Annotated in this window: 13 protein-coding genes and 2 tRNA genes; 13 read left to right on the top strand and 2 right to left on the bottom strand. The window is 61.9% G+C overall.

Annotation, left to right across the window (positions count from 1 at the left end; translation table 11 throughout):
• The first annotated feature begins 12 nt into the window (after positions 1-12).
• From ABWW33_RS14480 to ABWW33_RS14510, 7 genes are all read left to right on the top strand, one after another.
• The gene (locus ABWW33_RS14480; protein WP_353402394.1) at positions 13-1,473 is read left to right on the top strand and encodes a right-handed parallel beta-helix repeat-containing protein; all 1,461 of its coding nucleotides are present in this window, start codon (positions 13-15) and stop codon (positions 1,471-1,473) included.
• A 69-nt stretch (positions 1,474-1,542) separates the two neighbouring features.
• Positions 1,543-2,466 (top strand): patatin-like phospholipase family protein, encoded by a 924-nt coding sequence (locus ABWW33_RS14485; RefSeq protein ID WP_353402396.1) that lies wholly within the window; start codon positions 1,543-1,545, stop codon positions 2,464-2,466.
• 34 nt (positions 2,467-2,500) lie between these two features.
• The gene (locus tag ABWW33_RS14490; RefSeq protein ID WP_353402398.1) at positions 2,501-2,911 is read left to right on the top strand and encodes a GlcG/HbpS family heme-binding protein; all 411 of its coding nucleotides are present in this window, start codon (positions 2,501-2,503) and stop codon (positions 2,909-2,911) included.
• 254 nt (positions 2,912-3,165) lie between these two features.
• On the top strand, positions 3,166-4,329 hold the full coding sequence (gene carA, locus ABWW33_RS14495; protein WP_353402399.1) for a glutamine-hydrolyzing carbamoyl-phosphate synthase small subunit: 1,164 nt from the start codon (positions 3,166-3,168) through the stop codon (positions 4,327-4,329).
• Position 4,330: 1 nt separating this feature from the next.
• Positions 4,331-7,561, top strand: a complete 3,231-nt coding sequence (carB, locus tag ABWW33_RS14500) for a carbamoyl-phosphate synthase large subunit (protein WP_353402401.1) — start codon at positions 4,331-4,333, stop codon at positions 7,559-7,561.
• 93 nt (positions 7,562-7,654) lie between these two features.
• Positions 7,655-8,131, top strand: a complete 477-nt coding sequence (gene greA / locus ABWW33_RS14505; protein ID WP_176653899.1) for a transcription elongation factor GreA — start codon at positions 7,655-7,657, stop codon at positions 8,129-8,131.
• A complete protein-coding gene (locus tag ABWW33_RS14510; RefSeq protein WP_176653900.1) occupies positions 8,131-8,613 on the top strand; it encodes a DUF4149 domain-containing protein in 483 nt (160 codons plus the stop codon). Before greA ends, ABWW33_RS14510 begins: the two co-directional genes overlap by 1 nt.
• Before the next feature lie 45 nt (positions 8,614-8,658).
• On the opposite strand, the gene ABWW33_RS14515 is transcribed toward ABWW33_RS14510, so the two are convergent.
• The gene (locus ABWW33_RS14515) at positions 8,659-9,129 is read right to left on the bottom strand and encodes a YhbY family RNA-binding protein (protein ID WP_176653901.1); all 471 of its coding nucleotides are present in this window, start codon (positions 9,127-9,129) and stop codon (positions 8,659-8,661) included.
• 43 nt (positions 9,130-9,172) lie between these two features.
• Here ABWW33_RS14515 and ABWW33_RS14520 point away from each other — a divergent pair, with 43 nt between their 5' ends.
• The 6 genes from ABWW33_RS14520 (at position 9,173) to ABWW33_RS14545 (ending at position 14,543) form a co-directional block, all read left to right on the top strand.
• Positions 9,173-9,874, top strand: a complete 702-nt coding sequence (locus ABWW33_RS14520; protein WP_176653902.1) for an RlmE family RNA methyltransferase — start codon at positions 9,173-9,175, stop codon at positions 9,872-9,874.
• Positions 9,875-10,076: 202 nt separating this feature from the next.
• On the top strand, positions 10,077-11,960 hold the full coding sequence (ftsH, locus tag ABWW33_RS14525; RefSeq protein WP_176653903.1) for an ATP-dependent zinc metalloprotease FtsH: 1,884 nt from the start codon (positions 10,077-10,079) through the stop codon (positions 11,958-11,960).
• Between the two features lie 67 nt (positions 11,961-12,027).
• Positions 12,028-12,867, top strand: coding sequence for a dihydropteroate synthase (gene folP, locus ABWW33_RS14530; RefSeq protein ID WP_353402404.1), 840 nt, complete (start codon positions 12,028-12,030; stop codon positions 12,865-12,867).
• A 27-nt stretch (positions 12,868-12,894) separates the two neighbouring features.
• Positions 12,895-14,244, top strand: a complete 1,350-nt coding sequence (gene glmM, locus ABWW33_RS14535) for a phosphoglucosamine mutase (RefSeq protein WP_176653905.1) — start codon at positions 12,895-12,897, stop codon at positions 14,242-14,244.
• 71 nt (positions 14,245-14,315) lie between these two features.
• A tRNA-Pro gene (locus ABWW33_RS14540) sits at positions 14,316-14,392 on the top strand.
• Positions 14,393-14,466: 74 nt separating this feature from the next.
• Positions 14,467-14,543: transfer RNA gene (locus ABWW33_RS14545), tRNA-Arg, on the top strand.
• Positions 14,544-15,134: 591 nt separating this feature from the next.
• Here the strand turns inward: ABWW33_RS14545 and ABWW33_RS14550 are convergent.
• Positions 15,135-16,874 (bottom strand): methyl-accepting chemotaxis protein, encoded by a 1,740-nt coding sequence (locus ABWW33_RS14550; RefSeq protein ID WP_353402406.1) that lies wholly within the window; start codon positions 16,872-16,874, stop codon positions 15,135-15,137.

The raw sequence follows: 16,874 nt of genomic DNA on the forward strand, positions 1-16,874 counted from the left end.
GGAGAACTGCCTATGAACTATGTGAAAGCTTTCGCCACAGCCGCGTGCGTGTTTGCCGGCGTGCTGGCGTCCACGGCGCATGCCGTCATCATTACGGTCAGCCCCGGTCAGTCGATCCAGGCCGCGGTCAATACCGCCGGCGCCGGCGACACGGTCCGCGTGCTGGCCGGTACCTACAAGCAGAAGGTGCTCATTTCAGGCAAGTCCGGCACCGCCAGCGCGCTCGTCACGCTCAAGGGCGATACGGGCGCCATCATCAGCGGCAGCGGCCTGGCGCCGTCCGGCCGCGAAGGGCTGATCACGATCAAGAATTCGAACTATGTGCGGGTCGAAGGCTTCGACGTGACGGGGCTGACGTCCAGCGGCAGCAATACGCCGGTCGGCATTCTGATCGAAGGCAACGGCTCGAATCTGCAGATCGTCAACAACAAGATCCACGCCATCAAGAACACCAGCACCTGCAAGGATCCGTGCTCGGTTGGCGCGCATGGCCTGGCGGTGTTCGGCACGAACGCCACCGGCGTCACCGACCTGCTGGTGCAGGGCAACGAGGTGTACCAGAACGTGTTGCAGGCCAGCGAGGCGCTGGTCATCAACGGCAATGTGGACCGCTTTGAAGTGCTGAGCAACAACGTGCACGACAATAACAATATCGGCTTCGACTTCATCGGCTACGAAGGCGAGTGCTCCGGTTGCGGCGAGAGCGACCGCGTGCGCAACGGCATGGTGCGCAACAACCGCGCGCAGAACAATTCCAGCACGACCAATCCGTGGTACGGCGGGGAAGGCTCGGCCGGCGGCTTTTACGTGGATGGCGGACGCAACATCATCTTCGACCGCAACATCTCCACCGGCAACGACATCGGCTTCGAATTCGCCAGCGAGCACAGCGGCAAGGCGACCGAGGACATCCTGATGACCAACAACTTTGTGTACGCCAACCGCGAGGCGGGGCTGTCGCTGGGCGGCTATTCGACGGGCGCCGGCCAGTCGCGCCGCATCAATGTGCACAACAACTCGTTCTACAAGAACAAGGGCTGGGGCAGCGAGGTGGTGTTCCAGTACAAGGTCATCGACTCGCGCTTCAGCAATAACATCTTCTCCGGCAAGGGCACCACCGCCGAGAGCTACCAGGTCGAAGGGACCGGGCACACCGGCAATGTCTGGGGCATCAACCTGTGGTGGGGCAGCAGCTCCAGCACCACCAGCCTGCCGGGCACGCGCGTGATCGCCGACCCGCGCTACGTCGCGCCGACGACCGGCGACCTGAAGCTGCTCAATACCTCGCCGGCCATCAATGTCGGCGCCACCGGCACCGCGCTGACGACCTGGAGCTCGCCGCTGTGGACCCGCTATTTCCCTTCCGGCTCGATTCCGCTCAACGGCACGCAGGATATCAATGGCGAAGCGCGGATCGAAGGCATTATCGACCTGGGCGCCGACGAATACGGCACCGCCGCCGCGGCCCAGTGAGGCATTCGGCCCGGGGGAGGGGATTAAGATACAATCTGCTGCGCCATAAACCAGCAGATTGAACCCTACATGCCATCACGCCGTCTTTCCCTTGTCGCTTTAACCATCTTCGCCGCTGCCGCCGTTGTCGGTTGCAAGACCAATCCGGTGATCGAAACGCCGGTGGCCCCGGCGGTTTCCGTGCCCGAGCCGCTGCCGCCGAAGAAGATCAAGATCGGCCTGGCGCTGGGCGGCGGCGCGGCGCGCGGCTTTGCCCACATCGGCGTCATCAAGGCGCTGGAGGCGCAGGGCATTTATCCGGACATCGTGGTCGGCACCAGCGCCGGCAGCGTGGTCGGCGCTCTGTACGCGGCCGGCAACACCGGCTTCCAGCTGCAGAAGATGGCGCTGGACATGGACGAGGCGGCGATCTCCGACTGGGCCGTGCCGCTGTTCGGCAAGAGCACCGGCGTGCTCAAGGGCGAGGCGCTGCAGGCCTACGTCAACAAGGCGGTCAACAACCAGCCGATGGAAAAACTCAAGATTCCGTTCGGCGCCGTGGCGTCGGACCTGAAGAACGGCCAGCCCATCCTGTTCCAGCGCGGGAACACGGGCATGGCGGTGCGGGCGTCGTCGTCGGTGCCCGGCGTGTTCCAACCGGTGACGATCAACGGCCATTCCTATGTCGACGGCGGCCTGGTGGCGCCGGTGCCGGTGCGCTTTGCGCGCGACATGGGCGCGGATTTCGTCATCGCGGTCAACATCTCCACGCAGGCCGACGTGCAGGCCACCGTCAGCTCGCTGGACGTCATCATGCAGACCTTCAGCATCATGGGCCAGCGCATCAACCAGTATGAATTGAAGGACGCGGACGTGGTCATAGCGCCGAGCCTGGGCAAGATGGCGGGCAACGACTTCGCCGGCCGCAACCAGGCGATCCTGGCGGGCGAGCAGGCCGCGGCGCAGGTGATGGCGCAGATTAAGCAAAAACTGGAAGCCAAGCGCAAACCCTAGGTACAATATCGGCTCGAACAAAAAGGAAGACTCCATGCAAACCAAACCATACCTGTGCCTCGCCGACGTCAAGAAAATCGCCGCTGCTGCGGAAGCCGAGGCTGTCGCCAATAAATGGGCTGTCGTGATCGCCATCGTCGATGACGGCGGCCACCTGCTGTGGCTGCAACGTCAGGACGGCGCCGCGCCGCTGTCGTCGCACATCGCCCCGGCCAAGGCGCGCGTATCGGCGCTGGGCCGCCGCGAATCGAAGATCTACGAAGACATGATCAACAACGGCCGCGTATCGTTCCTGAGCGCGCCGGCGCCGCAGACCGACGGCATGCTCGAAGGCGGCGTGCCCATCATCGTTGACGGCCACATCATCGGCGCCGTGGGCGTGTCGGGCGTGAAATCGGCCGAAGATGCGCAAATCGCCAAAGCCGGCATCGCCGCGCTGAACTAATTTACAAGGTTTCGCGAAAGTGCCGCCCGGCTAGCGCCAGGCGGCATTTTTTTTCGCCCGGGATGTTCTGGCTGCCATTGCCAAGCAGGGAGGATTTGGTTATAATTCAAAGGTTTAGCCAATCTCACCTCTACCGTAGCGACTACCACTCACTCCATCATCAATCTGACCTTCCACCCTGGCCTGCGACGGCGGGGGACACACGACGGTCGTCTGACGTGGCGCAGCTACGGTAACTTTATCAGGAGTTGCCCTTGCCGCCATTTTTTTCTGGCCCTGCCGTTCCAGCCATACTGGCCCTCGCTGACGGAACCATTTTCAAAGGTTTTTCGATCGGCGCCGCCGGCCATACGACCGGCGAAGTGGTCTTTAATACTTCCATGACCGGCTATCAGGAAATCCTGACCGATCCTTCCTACAGCCGCCAGATCGTCACCCTGACGTATCCGCATATCGGCAATACCGGCGTCAATCCCGAAGACGTCGAATCCACCAAAGTCCACGCAGCCGGTTTAATCATCCGTGACCTGCCGCTGATGGCGTCCAATTTCCGCTCCACCCAATCGCTGGCCGACTACCTGAAGGCCGAGAACATCGTCGCCATCGCCGGCATCGACACGCGCAAGCTGACCCGCATCCTGCGCGAGAAGGGCGCCCAGTCCGGCGCCATCCTGGTCGGCACGCAGGGCAACGAGCCGTCGGCGTCGCAGGCGCTGGACCTGGCCCGCTCCTTCCCCGGCCTGTCCGGCATGGACCTGGCCAAGGTGGTCACCGTCAAGTCGCAGTACGAATACACCGAAACCGAATGGACGCTGGGCGAAGGCTACGGCAAGCTCACGGACCCCAAGTTCCACGTCGTGGCCTACGACTTCGGCGTCAAGCGCAACATCCTGCGCATGCTGACCGCGCGCGGCTGCAAGGTGACCGTCGTGCCGGCGCAGACCAGCGCCGCCGACGTGCTGGCACTGAACCCGGACGGCGTGTTCCTGTCGAACGGCCCAGGCGACCCTGAGCCGTGCGACTACGCGATCGCCGCCGCCAAGGAATTCATGGCCAGGAAGCTGCCGCTGTTCGGCATCTGCCTCGGCCACCAGATCATGGGCCTGGCCTCGGGCGCGAAAACGCTGAAGATGAAGTTCGGCCACCACGGCGCCAACCACCCGGTGCAGGACCTCGACAGCAAGCAAGTGCTGATCACGTCCCAGAACCACGGCTTCGCCGTCGACCCGGACACGCTGCCGGCCAACTGCCGCGTAACCCACAAATCGCTGTTCGACGGCTCGCTGCAGGGCTTCGCCCGCACCGACACGCCGGCCTTCTGCTTCCAGGGCCACCCTGAAGCATCGCCCGGCCCGACTGACGTCGCTTACCTGTTTGACCGCTTCATCGGCATGATGGAAGCAACGGAGAAAAAATAAGATGCCTAAACGTACAGACATTAAAAGTATTCTGATTATTGGCGCTGGCCCGATCATCATCGGCCAGGCTTGCGAGTTCGATTATTCCGGCGCACAGGCCTGCAAGGCGCTGCGCGAAGAGGGCTACAAAGTCATCCTGGTCAACAGCAATCCGGCGACCATCATGACCGACCCGGAGATGGCCGACGTCACCTACATCGAGCCGATCACCTGGCAAGTCGTCGAGAAAATCATCGCCAAGGAAAAGCCGGACGCGATCCTGCCGACCATGGGCGGCCAGACCGCGCTGAACTGCGCGCTGGACCTGCATCGCCACGGCATCCTGGACAAGTACAAGGTCGAGCTGATCGGCGCGACGCCGGAAGCCATCGACAAGGCCGAGGACCGCTCCAAGTTCAAGGACGCGATGACCAAGATCGGCCTGGGTTCCGCGCGTTCCGGCGTGGCGCACTCGCTGGAAGAGTCGTGGGCCGTGCAGCGCGAAGTGGGCTTCCCGACCATCATCCGCCCGTCGTTCACGATGGGCGGCAGCGGTGGCGGCATCGCCTACAACGAAGAAGAATTCGAAGCCATCTGCAAGCGCGGCCTGGAAGCCTCGCCGACCAACGAGCTGCTGATCGAAGAATCGCTGCTGGGCTGGAAAGAGTACGAGATGGAAGTGGTGCGCGACAAGGCGGACAACTGCATCATCATCTGCTCGATTGAAAACCTGGACCCGATGGGCGTGCACACCGGCGACTCGATCACCGTGGCGCCGGCGCAAACGCTGACCGACAAGGAATACCAGATCATGCGCAACGCCTCGCTGGCGGTGCTGCGCGAGATCGGCGTCGACACCGGCGGTTCGAACGTGCAGTTCTCGATCAACCCGGCCGACGGCCGCATGATCGTCATTGAAATGAACCCGCGCGTATCGCGTTCGTCGGCACTGGCTTCCAAGGCCACCGGCTTCCCGATCGCCAAGGTCGCGGCCAAGCTGGCTGTCGGCTTCACGCTGGACGAGCTGCGCAACGAGATCACCGGCGGCGCGACCCCGGCCTCGTTCGAACCGTCGATCGACTACGTCGTGACCAAGATCCCGCGCTTCACGTTCGAGAAATTCCCGACCGCCGACCACCACCTGACCACGCAAATGAAATCGGTCGGCGAAGTGATGGCGATCGGCCGCACCTTCCAGGAATCGTTCCAGAAAGCGCTGCGCGGCCTGGAAGTCGGCGTGGACGGCCTGAACGAAAAAACCAAGGACCGCGAGAAGATCGAAGAGGAACTGGGCGAGCCTGGTCCCGAGCGTATCTGGTACGTGGGCGACGCGTTCGCCCAGGGCTTCACGCTGGAAGAAGTACACCAGCTGACCAAGATCGATCCATGGTTCCTGATCCAGATTAAAGAGATCGTCGACCTGGAACTGTGGATGGACACGCAGAAGCTGGAGCAGATCGACCGCACCACGCTGTACAAGCTGAAGCAAAAAGGCTTCTCGGACCGCCGCCTGGCGTTCCTGCTGCAGACCGATGCCAAGGCCGTGCGCGCCAAGCGCCATGAGCTCAACATCCGTCCGGTGTACAAGCGCGTCGATACCTGCGCGGCGGAGTTCTCGACCAACACGGCCTACATGTACTCGACCTACGACGAGGAATGCGAGTCCAATCCGACCGACAAGAAGAAGATCATGGTGCTGGGCGGTGGCCCGAACCGTATCGGCCAGGGCATCGAATTCGACTACTGCTGCGTGCACGCCGCGCTGGCGATGCGCGAGGACGGCTACGAGACCATCATGGTCAACTGCAATCCGGAGACCGTGTCGACCGACTACGATACCTCGGACCGCCTGTACTTCGAATCGCTGACGCTGGAAGACGTGCTGGAAATCGTCGAGCTGGAAAAACCGGTCGGCGTGATCGTGCAGTACGGCGGCCAGACCCCGTTGAAGCTGGCGCTGGATCTGGAGGCGAACGGCGTGCCTATCGTCGGCACCTCGCCGGACATGATCGACGCCGCCGAAGACCGCGAGCGTTTCCAGCAGCTGCTGCACAAGCTGAACCTGCGCCAGCCGCCTAACCGCACCGCGCGCACCGAAGCCGACGCCCTGGCGCTGGCACAGGAAATCGGCTACCCGCTGGTGGTGCGTCCTTCGTACGTGCTGGGCGGCCGCGCGATGGAAATCGTCCACGAGCAGCGCGACCTCGAGCGCTACATGCGCGAAGCGGTCAAGGTGTCGCACGATTCGCCGGTGCTGCTGGACCGCTTCCTGAACGACGCCATCGAGTGCGACGTCGATTGCATCTCCGACGGCGAGACCACCTTCATCGGCGGCGTGATGGAACACATCGAGCAAGCCGGCGTGCACTCGGGCGACTCGGCCTGCTCGCTGCCGCCTTACTCGCTGTCGCAGGAGACCATCGATGAACTGAAGCGCCAGACCGCGCTGATGGCCAAGGGCCTGAACGTGGTCGGCCTGATGAACGTGCAGTTCGCGATCCAGAAGCAGGAACGCGACGGCGAAATGCGCGACGTGGTCTACGTGCTGGAAGTGAACCCGCGTGCGTCGCGCACCGTGCCGTTCGTGTCGAAGGCCACCGGCCTGCAGCTGGCGAAGATCGCCGCGCGCTGCATGGTGGGCCAGACGCTGGCGCAGCAGGGCATCACCCAGGAAGTCGTGCCGCCTTACTTCAGCGTCAAGGAAGCCGTGTTCCCGTTCGTGAAGTTCCCGGGCGTCGACACCATCCTCGGACCGGAGATGAAATCGACCGGTGAAGTCATGGGCGTCGGCAAGACCTTCGGCGAAGCCTTCGTCAAGTCGCAGATGGGCGCCGGCATCAAGCTGCCGAAATCGGGCAAGGTGTTCCTGTCGGTGAAATCGTCGGACAAGCCGCGCGCGGTGCAGGTGGCGCGCGACCTGGTGGACATCGGCTTCACGCTGGTGGCCACCAAGGGCACCGCCGCCGTCATCGCCGCCGCCGGCATCCCGGTCACGCCGGTGAACAAGGTGGTCGAGGGACGTCCGCACGTGGTCGACATGATCAAGAACCACGAGATTGTCCTGGTCATCAACACGGTCGAGGAAAAGCGCAGCGCCATCACGGACTCGCGCGCCATCCGCACCTCGTCGCTCGCATCGCGCGTGACGACGTACACCACCATCGCCGGCGCCGAAGCGGCGGTCGAAGGCATTCGTCACCTCGACGAATTGCAAGTGTACGATTTACAAGGGCTGCATAAAACCTTACACTAAGGCCTAAGTAGTACCTATTAACCACAGAGCTCGCGCTGCAGGTTGGCGTGGCCTCTGTGGTTTTCCATTGTAAAAACAGAGTAAATAAACAACATGACTTCAGTTCCACTTACCAAGTTCGGCGCAGAGCTCCTGAAAGACGAGCTGCACCAGTTGAAGACCAAAGAACGCCGTATCGTGATCGACGCGATTGCCGAAGCACGCTCGCATGGCGACCTGTCGGAAAACGCCGAGTACGATGCCGCCAAGGAGCGCCAGGCGTTCGTCGAAGGCCGCATCGCGGAACTGGAAGGTAAGCTGAGCGCCGCACAGATCATCGACCCGACCACGCTGGACGCCGATGGCCGCGTGGTGTTCGCATCGACGGTGGACCTGGAAGACCTGGAGTCGGGCGCGAAAGTGACCTACCAGATCGTCGGCCTGGACGAAGCGGACCTGAAACTGAGCAAGGTATCGGTGACGTCGCCGATCGCCCGCGCGCTGATCGGCAAATCGGCCGGCGACGTGGTGGAAGTGCAGGCCCCGAGCGGCCCGCGCGAATACGAAATCCTGGAAGTGCGTTACATCTGATGTTACTCGCGCGCACCCGTTTGCTGGTCGCGACGCTGTGGGCCGGCAGTTTGTGGGCGGTCGGCTACCTGGCCGCGCCGACGCTGTTCGCCACGCTGAGCGACCGCGTGCTGGCCGGCACCATCGCCGCCAGCCTGTTCAAGAATGAGGCGTGGCTGTCGATCGCCTGCGCGCTGGTCATGCTGGTGCTGCTGTGGATCAGCAAGGGCGCCGAGACCGGCGGCATTTTCGCCGGTTCCGCCGCCAACTCGGCCGCCAAGACGCGGCGCAACCTGCTGATTGTCGTGTTTGCAATGTTGCTGTGTACGCTGGTGTCGCATTTCGGCCTGCAGCCGATGATGGCGGCCTTGCGTGCCGCGGCAGGGCCGGGCGGTGTGATGGAAGACGCTGCCAGGAATGAATTCGGCATGTTGCACGGCATTTCCAGCAGCATCTACCTGGTGCAGAGCTTGCTGGCCGCGTGGCTGGTGGTGAAACAGTAAAACACTTTCGTCCTTTCCCGGGCGGGAAAGGACGATGCACAAGGCTTACTTCGAGCCCAGTGCGCTCTTCTTGGTCGACTTCTGCTGTGGCTTGGCGCGTTTGATATTGCCGCCTTGGGTCACGCGTTCATTCCCCTTGAGCAGTACCTTGGTCACCGACGGACGCTTGGTGCCGCTTGGGCTGGGCTTGACGATGGTGACTTCGCGCAGGCCCTTGCCGGAGGTCGAGCGGGCTTTTTCCGTTTCCACCTTCGGACGGTACAGCACCAGCAGCTTGCCGATGTGTTGCACCGGTGCCGCGTCGAGCTGCTCGCAGATGGTGTCGTACATGGCGGCGCGGGCTTCGCGGTCGTCGCCGAACACGCGGACCTTGATCAGGCCGTGCGAATCCAGGCCCAGCGAAATTTCCTTGAGGACGTTGGCTGTCAGGCCCGCCTCGCCGATCAGGACGATAGGCTTGAGACCATGCGCTTCGGCGCGCAGAGCGCTGCGCTCAACAGGTGTAAGTTTTTGCATAATATATTTTTAGTGGTTCCCTTAAAGGCAGTATTCTACGCGAATGAAGAAGAAGAAATTAAACAAAAACTGGTTGCACGACCACATTAACGACCCTTACGTGAAATTGGCGCAAAAAGAGGGCTACCGCGCCCGCGCCGCTTTCAAGCTCAAGGAGATCGATGAGGACGAGAGCCTGATCAAGCCCGGCCAGGTCATCGTCGACCTCGGCTGCACGCCTGGCAGCTGGGGCCAGTACGCGCGCCGCAAGCTGGCCGGCAAGGAGGGCGGCGGCATCAACGGCACGCTGATCGGCCTCGACATGCTGCCGATGGAGCCGATCGCCGATTTCCACTTCATCCAGGGCGATTTCCGCGAGCCCGACGTGCTGCAGCTGCTGGAAGACCATGTCAAAGGCCAGAAAGTTGATCTTGTGCTATCGGATATGGCGCCCAACCTGTCCGGCATCGCCAGCGCCGACGCCGCGCGCATGGAGCATCTGATCGATTTGGCAATTGAATTCTCCCAAGCGCATTTGAAACCCGGCGGCGCGCTGCTGGTGAAATGTTTTAAAGACATGGGTTTCAATGACATCGTGCTCAAATTCCGCCGCGAATTCAAAACCGTGATCCAGAAAAAACCCAAAGCCAGCCGCGATAAATCGTCCGAGATTTTCCTGCTGGGACGCGGACTGAAGAATCCGACCGACGGCATGGTCTCGGCCGAAGTGCCCGATTCCGACGAATTCGCCCCTGAACGCCCTTGATATTTGGGGCTTGGGCCGCACATCGACACAGTGAAGATCAGTTTTGACTTGATCGCACCGGTATTTTGGTCAAATAATGTGTTTTTACGCGGGATTTTCAGCCGCACGCACAAGTGGGCTTCTGGCACCGCCTGCTTATTGCGAGTAAAATCGGGTTTCTAAGCTATAGGTTATAGATGCGCCCTGCATCCAAGGAGTTTTCGTGAATAACATGTTTTCCAAATCAGCCATTTGGGTAGTTGTGGTACTGCTGCTGCTCATGCTGTACAAGCAGTTTGATAGTCACAGCGTAGCCGGTGGCGCCAAAACGATCGCTTATTCCGATCTGCTGGATGATGTGAAAGCCAAGCGCATCAAGGATGTCGTGATTGAAGGCGCCAACATCACCGCCACCCGCAGCGACGACACCAAGGTGCGCTCGACCGCCACCATGCTCGATCGCGGCCTGGTCGGCGACCTGCGCGACAGCGGCATCCATTTCGACATCAAACCGCCCGAGGAGCCATCGTTCCTGCAGCAGGTCTTCGTGTCGTGGTTCCCGATGCTGTTGCTGATCGGCGTGTGGATCTTCTTCATGCGCCAGATGCAGGGCGGCGGCAAGGGCGGGGCGTTCTCCTTCGGCAAGTCGAAGGCGCGCATGATGGATGAAACCAACAACACCGTCACCTTCGCCGACGTCGCCGGTTGCGACGAGGCCAAGGAAGAAGTCAACGAAATCGTCGACTTCCTCAAAGATCCGAGCAAATTCCAGAAACTGGGCGGCCGCATTCCACGCGGCGTGCTGATGGTCGGTCCTCCGGGCACCGGTAAAACGCTGCTGGCACGCGCCATCGCCGGCGAAGCCAAGGTGCCGTTCTTCTCGATCTCCGGTTCGGACTTCGTTGAAATGTTCGTCGGCGTGGGCGCGTCCCGCGTGCGCGACATGTTCGAGAACGCCAAGAAGCATTCGCCTTGCATCATCTTCATCGACGAGATCGACGCTGTCGGCCGCCATCGCGGCGCCGGCATGGGCGGCGGCAACGACGAGCGCGAACAGACGCTGAACCAGCTGCTGGTGGAGATGGACGGCTTCGAAGCATCGTCCGGCGTCATCGTGGTGGCAGCGACCAACCGCGCCGACGTGCTGGACAAGGCGCTGCTGCGTCCTGGCCGTTTCGACCGCCAGGTGTCGGTGGGCCTGCCGGACATCCGCGGCCGCGAACAGATCCTCAACGTGCACATGCGCAAAGTGCCTATCGGTACCGACGTCAAGGCCGACATCCTGGCCCGCGGCACCCCTGGCTTCTCCGGCGCCGACCTGGCCAACCTGGTCAACGAGGCGGCCCTGTTTGCGGCACGCCGCAGCAAGCGCCTGGTGGACATGGCCGACTTTGAAGATGCGAAAGACAAGATCTTCATGGGCCCCGAGCGCAAATCCATGGTCATCCGCGAGGAAGAGCGCCGCAACACCGCGTATCACGAGTCCGGCCACGCCGTGGTCGCCAAGCTGCTGCCGAAGGCCGATCCGGTCCACAAAGTGACCATCATGCCGCGCGGCTGGGCACTGGGCCTGACCTGGCAGCTGCCTGAGCACGACAATATCTCGGGCTACAAGGACAAGATGCTGGAAGAAATTTCCATCCTGTTCGGCGGCCGCATCGCCGAAGAGATCTTCGTCGGCCAGATGTCGACCGGCGCCTCGAACGACTTCTCGCGCGCCACCAAGCTGGCCCGCTCGATGGTGACCCGCTTCGGCATGTCCGACAGCATGGGCGTGATGGTCTACGAAGACAGCCAGAACGACGGCTTCTTCGGCGGCGCCTCGAAGACGATTTCCGAAGCGACCCAGCAGATGGTCGATGCCGAGATCCGCGCCATCCTCGACACGCAATATCAGCTGGCGCGCAAGCTGCTGGAAGAGAACCGCGACAAGGTCGAAGTGATGACCAAGGCGCTGCTGGAATGGGAAACCATCGACGCGGACCAGATCAACGACATCATGGCCGGCCTGGAGCCGCGCGCACCGAAGCCGGGCGTGACGATCCGCAAGCAGCCTCCCGGCGACGGCGGCTCGGGCGTATCGCCTAACGTGACCGCACCGGCCTAAGCGGCCGTTACAGCATCAACTCAAAAGGGTGAGGAGTGATCCTCGCCCTTTTTCATTCCAGTTTCATATGCGATCTACACTGCAGTTTGGCCGATTTAACTACCCGTGGCGGGGAGGGGGCGTCCGTCCCCGCGTGATGGGCATCCTCAACGTCACCCCCGATTCGTTTTCCGACGGCGGCAATTACCAGTCGCTGGAATTCGCCATTTCCCATGCAGAGCAGATGATACTGGACGGCGTCGACATCATCGACGTCGGCGGCGAATCCAGCCGCCCCGGCGCGCCGCCGCTGCCGCTGGAGCAGGAGCTGCAGCGCGTGATGCCGGTGCTGTACGCGCTGCGCGACCAGGGGCCGGCGATCTCGGTCGACACCTACAAGCCGCAGCTGATGCGCGAAGCGGTCATCGCCGGCGTCGACATGATCAACGATATCAACGGTTTCCGCGCCCCGGGCGCCATCGAGGCCGTGCTCGACAGCGATTGCGGCCTGTGCATCATGCACATGCAAAGCCAGCCGCAGACCATGCAGCTGGCGCCGTCGTACACCGACGTGGTGGCCGAGGTGATCGCCTTCCTGCGCGAGCGCATCGACGCGATGATCGCCGCCGGTATTGATCCGCGTCGAATCTGCATTGATCCCGGCTTTGGCTTTGGCAAGACGGTGGAGCATAATTACGCCTTGTTGAAAGCCACCGGACGCCTGATCGCCGAGCTGGACATGCCGCTGCTGGCGGGCCTGTCGCGCAAGTCGATGATAGGCGCGGTGGTCGACAAGCCGGTGGAGCGGCGCATGGCCGGCAGCGTCGGCGGCGCGCTGGCGGCGGTGGCGCAGGGCGCCGTCATCGTCCGCGTGCACGACGTGGCCGAGACGGTCGACGCGCTCAAGGTATGGCAGGCGGCACACTAAAACCAATAACGATAAAGAGAACACACAATGTCACGTAAATATTTTGGCACCGATGGTATCCGCGGCCTGGTGGGCGAGTCGCCGATCACGCCTGACTTCGTCATGCGCCTGGGCTATGCGGCCGGCAAGGTCCTGGCCGGCACCCGCAGCGGCGGCGCCCGCCCGACCGTATTGATCGGCAAGGACACGCGCATCTCCGGCTACATGCTGGAGGCGGCGCTGGAGGCGGGCTTCTCCGCCGCCGGCGTCGACGTCATGCTGGCCGGCCCGATGCCGACGCCCGCCATCGCCTACCTGACGCGCGCGCTGCGGCTGTCGGCCGGCGTGGTGATCTCGGCGTCGCACAACCCGTTCCAGGACAACGGCATCAAGTTCTTTTCCGACCAGGGCACCAAGCTGCCCGATTCGGTCGAACTCGACATCGAGGCGGCGCTGGACCTGCCGATGGCCTGCGTGCCGTCGGAAAAGCTGGGCCGCGCCAAGCGCCTGGACGACGCCCAGGGCCGCTACATCGAATTCTGCAAGAGCACCTTCCCCAACGAGCTGGACCTGCGCGGCCTGAAGCTGGTGGTCGACTGCGCCCACGGCGCCGCCTACAACATCGCGCCGCACGTGTTCCATGAGCTGGGCGCCGAAGTGATCGCCATCGGCAACAAGCCGGACGGCTTCAACATCAACCTGGGCCACGGCGCCACCGCGCCGGACGCGATGGCGCTGGCGGTGCGCGCGCACGGCGCCGATCTCGGCATTGCGCTGGACGGCGACGCCGACCGCCTGATCATGTGCGACGCCAACGGCCGCCTGTACAATGGCGACGAGCTGCTGTACCTGATGGTGATGGACCGCATGGCGACCGGCCCGGTGGCCGGCGCCGTCGGCACCTTGATGACCAATATGGCGGTCGAGGTGGCGCTGAAGGAGAAGGGCATCGGCTTCGCCCGCGCCAAGGTCGGCGACCGCTACGTGCTGGAAGTAATGAAGGACAAGGGCTGGATCCTGGGCGGCGAAGGCTCGGGCCACCTGCTGGCGCTGGACAAGCACACCACCGGCGACGGCATCATCTCGGCGCTGCAGGTGCTGTCGGCGCTCAAGCGCAGCGGCCGCTCGCTGGAGCAGTGCGCCGGCGAACTGGTGATCTTCCCGCAAACGCTGATCAACGTGCGCGTCGCGCCCGGTTTCGACTGGACCAAGAACGCCGCCATGGTGGCGGAAAAAGAGCAGGTCGAGCGCGAGCTGGGCGACAGCGGCCGGGTGCTGATACGCGCTTCCGGCACGGAACCGCTGATACGGGTGATGGTCGAAGCCCGCAACGCCCAAGATGCGCAGTCGATGGCGCGCCGCATCGCCGACAAGGTGGAAAACCAGCTGGCCGCTTAAAATTTCAGCAGTGAAATAATCGGCTGGCGTTTCATTGACGCGGGAAGCGCCAGGCGTTAGAATACTGTCTTCGGAGTGTGGCGCAGCCCGGTAGCGCACCTGGTTTGGGACCAGGGGGTCCAAGGTTCGAATCCTTGTACTCCGACCAAGAACTTTTAAAACGGGTTGTCTCCAGGACAGCCCGTTTTTCATTTCCGCAGCATATTCTTGCTGCACACATCTCTGCCCATAGCTCAGTTGGATAGAGCATCAGCCTTCTAAGCTGAGGGTCGCAGGTTCGATTCCTGCTGGGCAGGCCAAAATCTTCACGTTGATCAAACTCACGCGTTGCGACGCCCGCGCCGTGATTTTGTGTTCTATACAACATTTGTTTATTTCAATTTGCTAGTGAGTGGCTTCCAATTGTATAGAAAGTAGGGCAACGAAAAATTTATCCATATATTTTGAACCTTCATATTGATGACGATCAATGGTAAATATTTTGCTTACCAAGAGTTAAATCACTATCATAAATGCAATTTCTAAGGAGGGCATTTATGTGGTTTGAGCTCTATGAAGATGGCTGCAAGAGGACCAAAGAGCCATGGCGATGGCGTCTCAGATCTGGCGATTTAGTCGTGGCACTTTCAGTCGAAGGTTATCCTGACGAGGAGCAATGCCGCTGTGCTGTAAAGGCGCTGACCCGCATCTCGGTTAAAACGCCCATCCGAACTCGGGCTAAGGAAAAATCGGCTGGGGCACATGCCAACGTACCCTAGCGGAAGGGAATCAAACAGGAATAATCGCCACCACCTGGGTTTATGGCTGCAGGCAAGGAATTAATTTTCGCTTTTCATTCCGTCAATCAAACATGACAGCCGACGCTCTGAGCGCCGGCCGGATCGCAAATATCAGAACTCGACCCAATCGGCTGCCGCGGCCTGTGCTGCCGGCGCTTTCGCAGGACGGGACGGCGCGGCCTTTGCGCCGCCGCCGCGCGCAGGGCGGGATACCTTGGCCAGCGCCCGGGCCGGGCTTGTAACCACCCGCAAATGTGCGGGCGCCGCCGCCGTGTTGCGATGCCCGGCTTCCGCGCGGATCTTGAATATGCTGACCGTGCGCACCAGGTTTCCGGCCTGGTCGCTCAAGGATTCGGCCGCCGCGGCAGCCTCCTCGACCAGGGAGGCGTTTTGCTGGGTCATATGATCCATCTCGATGATTGCCTGATTGATTTGCTCGATGCCGGCCGATTGTTCCTGGCTTGCGTTCATGATTTCAGCAATCATATCGTTCACGCGTTGCACGCTGTGCACCACCTCGGTCATGGTTGCGCCGGCATCGGTTGCCAGCTTGGAGCCGATGTCGACACGCTCGACCGAATTATCGATCAAGGCCTTGATTTCCTTTGCCGCGCTGGCGCTGCGCTGAGCCAGGTTGCGCACCTCGGAAGCCACCACGGCAAACCCGCGGCCCTGCTCTCCGGCGCGCGCCGCCTCGACGGCCGCATTCAAGGCCAGGATATTGGTCTGGAACGCGATGCCGTCGATGACGCTGATGATGTCGACGATCTTTTTCGATGCTTCGCTGATGGAGTCCATCGTGCCGACCACCTGGGCCACCACGGCGCCGCCCTTGGCGGCGATATCGGATGCGCTGATGGCCAGCGCGTTGGCCTGCCGGGCGTTCTCCGCGTTCTGGCGGACGGTCGAGGTCAATTCTTCCATCGACGAGGCGGTTTCCTCCAGCGAGCTGGCCTGTTGCTCGGTTCGGGTGGACAGATCGCTATTGCCTGAAGAAATTTCCGCTGCAGCAGTCGAGACCGTCTCTGAATCCTGGCGCACCGACGACACCACCTGGGATAGCGATACTTGCATGCGTTGCACGGCGGCCAAAACGCTGCCGGTATCGTTGGGACGCAGGCGCAGGTCGCCGCTCAGGTCGCCACTGGCTACCTGGCTGACCGCATCGGACAAGGCCTGCGGTTCGGCGCCCAGGGCTTGCAAGAGGTTCTTGGAAATCAGCGTCCCAGCGGTAATGGCCAGGGCGGTGGCAATGACACTGCAGAGTACGAGCATGTTTCTTGATGCGACAAAGTCTTTGCTGGCCTCGTCAATCAACTGGGCTGACACGGTGGTGGCGAGTTGCGCATACTCGCTGGTCGCGGCAACCAGCGAGGCCAGCAATGGGCGGCACTCTTCATTCATCTTGACGATCGCCTCATCCCTTCGGCCCTGAAGCGCCAGGTCCACGATGGCCAGCGCAACCGGCGAATACGTCTTTTCGATTGCATCTATTTTACCGACCACGCGGCGGGCCTCGTCGGAGGCAGATTTATCCTTGACCATCTCGTTAAGTTTCTGCAAGTTGGAAACCACCTGGGCTTGAGCCTGCTTGACGATCCGGGTTTCCGCTTCGCGGTCCTCGGGCTTGGTCACCAGCACGAGATTTCTCGCCGCGACAGCGCGCAGGCCGACCGCTTCCCGTACCAGGTGTGCGGCTTCGGAGCGCGCGCGCACGCCGTTCACATAGCTTTCAAATTCCTCGTATTGGCGCAAGAAGTTGGTGATCGACATGACGGCGATCCCCACCAGCAGCAGTGTCAGGCCGCCAAAGGCAATGGCAAGCTGAGTTCGTACCGATAATTTTTTCAT

Source organism: Duganella hordei, assembly GCF_040369125.1.
GTDB lineage: Bacteria > Pseudomonadota > Gammaproteobacteria > Burkholderiales > Burkholderiaceae_D > Rugamonas > Rugamonas hordei.

Excerpts from the sequence above, each read along its gene's own strand:
- ABWW33_RS14480 (WP_353402394.1), top strand. The coding sequence starts at position 13 with ATGAACTATGTGAAAGCTTTCGCCACAGCCGCGTGCGTGTTTGCCGGC.
- ABWW33_RS14485 (WP_353402396.1), top strand. The coding sequence starts at position 1,543 with ATGCCATCACGCCGTCTTTCCCTTGTCGCTTTAACCATCTTCGCCGCT.
- ABWW33_RS14490 (WP_353402398.1), top strand. The coding sequence starts at position 2,501 with ATGCAAACCAAACCATACCTGTGCCTCGCCGACGTCAAGAAAATCGCC.
- carB (WP_353402401.1), top strand. The coding sequence starts at position 4,331 with ATGCCTAAACGTACAGACATTAAAAGTATTCTGATTATTGGCGCTGGC.
- greA (WP_176653899.1), top strand. The coding sequence starts at position 7,655 with ATGACTTCAGTTCCACTTACCAAGTTCGGCGCAGAGCTCCTGAAAGAC.
- ABWW33_RS14510 (WP_176653900.1), top strand. The coding sequence starts at position 8,131 with ATGTTACTCGCGCGCACCCGTTTGCTGGTCGCGACGCTGTGGGCCGGC.
- ABWW33_RS14515 (WP_176653901.1), bottom strand. The coding sequence starts at position 9,129 with ATGCAAAAACTTACACCTGTTGAGCGCAGCGCTCTGCGCGCCGAAGCG.
- ABWW33_RS14520 (WP_176653902.1), top strand. The coding sequence starts at position 9,173 with ATGAAGAAGAAGAAATTAAACAAAAACTGGTTGCACGACCACATTAAC.
- folP (WP_353402404.1), top strand. The coding sequence starts at position 12,028 with ATGCGATCTACACTGCAGTTTGGCCGATTTAACTACCCGTGGCGGGGA.
- glmM (WP_176653905.1), top strand. The coding sequence starts at position 12,895 with ATGTCACGTAAATATTTTGGCACCGATGGTATCCGCGGCCTGGTGGGC.
- ABWW33_RS14550 (WP_353402406.1), bottom strand. The coding sequence starts at position 16,874 with ATGAAAAAATTATCGGTACGAACTCAGCTTGCCATTGCCTTTGGCGGC.